The 4,399-nt window shown below is 65.9% G+C and carries 3 protein-coding genes; 2 read left to right on the plus strand and 1 reads right to left on the minus strand.

Annotated elements, in window-relative coordinates:
• Window positions 1–161: 161 nt before the first annotated feature.
• On the minus strand, window positions 162–2,201 hold the full coding sequence (locus tag V7050_RS18545) for a calcium-binding protein (RefSeq protein ID WP_324369004.1): 2,040 nt from the start codon (window positions 2,199–2,201) through the stop codon (window positions 162–164).
• 316 nt (window positions 2,202–2,517) lie between these two features.
• Here V7050_RS18545 and gpmI point away from each other — a divergent pair, with 316 nt between their 5' ends.
• Complete coding sequence (gpmI, locus tag V7050_RS18550) at window positions 2,518–4,044, plus strand: 2,3-bisphosphoglycerate-independent phosphoglycerate mutase (protein ID WP_324375459.1); 1,527 nt, start codon at window positions 2,518–2,520, stop codon at window positions 4,042–4,044.
• 29 nt (window positions 4,045–4,073) lie between these two features.
• The coding region (locus tag V7050_RS18555) for a hypothetical protein (protein WP_442885714.1) at window positions 4,074–4,399 on the plus strand (326 nt) is incomplete at its 3' end.

A 4,399-nucleotide genomic window follows, 5' to 3' on the forward strand; every position in this document is an offset into this window, starting at 1 on the left:
CCTCTTTCGGGCCGGACTCTAACCTCAGATGGAGGAGAAAGCGGGGGTCACAGCATTCTCAACCCCGGATTCCAGTGACCCCTGGATGAACGAAAGGGGTCACGTCAAGACGTCCGATTGTTCTGCATCGCAGAATAAGCGCAGTACGCCAGAATGACGCTTCAGAGCAGGATGTCGGACGCCCCGAGCCGGGCGACGCCGGAAACGGTGATTGCGAAATCGGCCAGCCCGTCGCCGTTCACGTCGCCGGCGAGCAGGCCGGTGGCGAAGCGCAGGTCGCCCGCGTGGCCGGTGAAGGCGGCGGCGCCGAGGAAGTGGAAGGCCTGGTCGCCCGCATGGGTGGTGTCGGCGTCGATCTTCCTGAGGTCGACCTTGTCGATGCCGCGGGCGAGGTCGGTGATGCGGTCGCGGGCGCGGCCGGTGCCGCTGTCGGCGAGGCCGAGGAAGATGAAGCGGTCGCGGCCGGTGCCGCCGGCGAGCACGTCCGCGCCCTCGCCGCCGATCAGCCGGTCCGAGCCGGAACCGGCGATCAGCCGGTCGTCGCCCCGGCCGCCCTCGAGCTTGTCGGCGCCGGCGCCCGAGCGCAGCAGGTTGTCGCCGGCATTGCCCCAGAGCCCATTGGCCAGGCCGTTGCCGGTGGCGGCGGTGTCGCCGCGCCCCTTGAGCAGCAGGTTCTCCACATGGGCGCCGAGGCGCAGCGAGATGTAGCTCTGCACCGTGTCGATGCCTTCGCCGGCGCGTTCCTCGACCACGTCCGCGAGCCGGTCGACCACATAGGTGTCGTTGCCGGTCCCGCCGCGCATGGTGTCGATGCCGGTCCAGCCGGCGAGGATGTCGTTGCCGGCGTCGCCCCAGATGAAGTCGTCGCCCTCGCTGCCGTCGAGGAAATCGTCGCCGTTGCCGCCGCGGAGCCGGTCCTCGCCCTCCATCCCGCGCAGCCGGTCGTTGCCGTCGCCGCCGTTCAACCGGTCATTGAAGGCGCCGCCGGTCCAGAAATCGTCCCCGTCGGTGCCGTCGAAGATCTTGGGGTTGAAGATCTGGGCGACGATGTCGCCCTCGACGCCTTGGCCCGGGTTGAACTGGTCTCCGGTCGACCAGGTCACGACGATCCGGCCATCGCTCAGACTGCCGACGTTCCCATATTTCTCCGTTCCGATAACAAATTCGTCGCTGATTGCCTTGCCGCTGGAATTCCGGAGCTGCGCATGGAGTCCGCTGACATCGTCGTCGTAAATGCTCCAGGTCACCAAAGTTCGACCGTCAGCAAGCTCGGTCAGGTCCGGCCAGTTGATTTCTGACCGGATGTTATTTTCCGTAGGAACTCTGAATTCGTCGCCGATTGGTGTGCCTCTGTTGTCAAATATTCTCCCCATGAGTTCATCGCGTGAACCTTGGTTATCATTTGACTGCCATGTTACCAGAATGGATCCATCCGCCTGAATCTTAACGCTGTGATCCTGAGAATCAGTGACTAGTGTAGGTGTTGTGTTGATTGTAAAGTCATCGCCGACCGGTGTGCCGTCAGGTTCAAACACTCTCCCAATGATTGATATACCATCGGGATCCAATGGTGTCTCTTCCCAGAGATCGATGTCTGACTGCCATGCAACGAAGAATCGTCCGTTCGGCAATGCGACTGTTTGAGGGTCGATTTCATTGCCGGTGTCTTTCAGATTGACAAGAAAATCCTCGCCGGTTCGATTGCCGTCCTTGTCGAGGAAACATGCCCGGATTTCATCCCAAGTCGTCCAGGTCACGACAAATCTATCGTCGGTAAGGCGCGTCAGCGAACCATGTGTTCCGAAGTCGGAATACAGAACTTCGGTACTGCCAGGACGTCCCTGAGCATCCAAGAAACGCGCACCTACATTTATCGGGGAATCGCCGTAGCTGCCGCTGCCCCAAAGGACGATATAGCCACCGTTGTTCAATCTCTCGACGGCCGTGGCAGTTGGCAGGTCATAGCCTTCAAAGAATACGAAGTCGTCACCTTGTGGTGTCCCGTCAGCCGTGAAGACTCGCGCCCGCCCGATCCAACTGTGTTCTTGCGTCCAATAGTCGTCTTCTGGGTCAATCTTGTCCCCGGAGACCCAGAAGGCGATGAAATCCCCGCCCTGGAGTGCAAAGGTGCGCGACCAAGCTTGATCACCATCCAAGGTCGAATTGACCGTGAACTCCGTCCCGATGGCTCTGATCGGCATGGCTCAGGTCTCCGGGCGGAGACGTGGCGGGGCGGGAACGGGGGAAACGGTGGCGGCCGCGGAGCGGGCGCCCTTACTGGTAACGAACATGAACAGAACCCCTCCGGTTATTCATGCATTGTTTACACATCGGGATCTGTCTGGCAACGGAGTCGCCAGGGCGTTTGCAAGCAATTGTAAGCAACTATAAGTTGTTATGAGCCGTTCTTTGCTCGCATAACGCTATTGCCTCCGGGGCGCGCGGCGTGAGGCCGGGTTTGCCAAGGCGCGCCGGGGGGCGTATTGCTGTGGCAAACGGGCAGGCGGCGGATACGGCATGGCGAAGAGTGGACCGGTGGTCTTGTGCATCCTCGACGGCTGGGGGATCAATCCCTCGCCCGAGGCCAATGCGGTGGCGCTGGGCCGGACGCCGAACTTCGACCGGATCTGGTCGGGCTGCCCGCATGCGCAGCTCGCCGCGCATGGGCCGGACGTGGGCCTGCCGGAAGGGCAGATGGGCAATTCCGAGGTCGGCCATACCAATATCGGCGCGGGCCGCATCGTCTGGATGGATTTGCCGCGCATCGATAAGGCGATCGCGGACGGGAGCTTCGCGGCCAATCCGGCGCTGGCGGATTTCGTCGCGGCGGTGAAGGCGGCCGGCGGGACGGCGCATCTGGCGGGGCTGGCCTCGCCGGGCGGCGTGCATTCGCACCAGCGCCATATCGCCGCGGCGGCGGCGGTGATCGCGGGGGCGGGGGTGCCGGTCGCGGTGCATGCGCTTCTCGACGGGCGCGACGTGCCGCCCAAGTCGGCCCGGGAGCAGATCGCGGCGCTGGAGGCCTCGCTGCCCGCGGGGGCGCGCATCGCGAGCGTCGCGGGGCGGTTCTACGGCATGGACCGCGACAAGCGCTGGGACCGGGTCGCGCTGGCGGTGGCGGCGATCCTGAGGGGCGAGGGCGAGCGGGCGACAAGTGCCGATGCGGCGATCGCGGCGGCCTATGCGCGCGGCGAGACCGACGAATTCGTCACCCCGACGGCGATCGGCGACTACGCCGGGGTGCGGGACGGCGACGGGTTGATGTTCGTCAATTTCCGCGCCGACCGGGCGCGGGAGATCCTCTCGGCACTGGTCGATCCCGGATTCGACGGCTTCGATGCCGGAAAGCGGCCCGCCTGGTCGGCGCGGCTCGGCATGGTGGAATATTCCGAGGCGCTCAACGCGCATATGGCGGTGATGTTCCCCTCGATCGACATCGTGAACACGCTGGGCGACTGGGTGGCGGCGCATGGGCTGCGGCAGTTCCGCATCGCCGAGACCGAGAAATATCCCCATGTCACCTTCTTCTTCAACGGCGGGGTCGAGCCCCCCGAGACGGGCGAGACGCGCTACATGGCACCGAGCCCGAAGGTGCGCACCTATGACATGAAGCCGGAGATGTCGGCGGCGGAGGTCACCGAGAATCTGGTCGCGGCGATCCGCTCGGGCGAGCACGACCTGATCGTGGTCAATTACGCCAATCCCGACATGGTCGGGCATACCGGCGATCTCGATGCCGCGATCAAGGCGGTGGAGGCGGTCGATGCGGGGCTCGGCGAGGTGCTGGCCGCGGTCGAGGCGGCGGGCGGCGCGATGATCGTCACGGCCGACCACGGCAATTGCGAGGTCATGGTCGATCCCGTGACCGGCGGGCCGCATACCGCACATACGCTCAATCCGGTGCCGGTGATCCTGGTGGGTGGGCCCGGGGGCGTGAAGCTCCACGACGGGCGGCTCGCCGATCTCGCCCCGTGCCTGCTGCAACTCCTGGGCCTGCCGCAGCCGCCCGAGATGGACGGGCGGAGCCTGATCGAGCCGGCATGAGGCGCGCGGGGACGCGATCTGCGGGCCTCATGGCCGCCGCCCTCGCGCTGGCCGGGCCGGCGGCCGCGGCGGCGACCGCGACGCCGGAGGATCTCACCATCGCCGCGGCGCGGCTCGAGAGTGCCGGGGCGGCGCTGGCGGCGGCGCGCGGGGCCGAGGACCGCACCGCGCCCCTCGCCGCGGCGATCGGCGCCTATGAGGAGGCGCTCGCGCGGTTGCGGGGCGTGGTGATCGGGGCGGGGGCGCGGGAGCGGGAGATCACCCTCGAGCTCGCGGAACGGCGCGGGGAGATCATGCGGCTGACCGCCGCGCTCCAGACCATGAGCCGCGTGCCGCAACCGGCGCAGATGATGCA

It is taken from the genome of Amaricoccus sp. (assembly GCF_036846665.1).
Taxonomy (GTDB): domain Bacteria; phylum Pseudomonadota; class Alphaproteobacteria; order Rhodobacterales; family Rhodobacteraceae; genus Amaricoccus.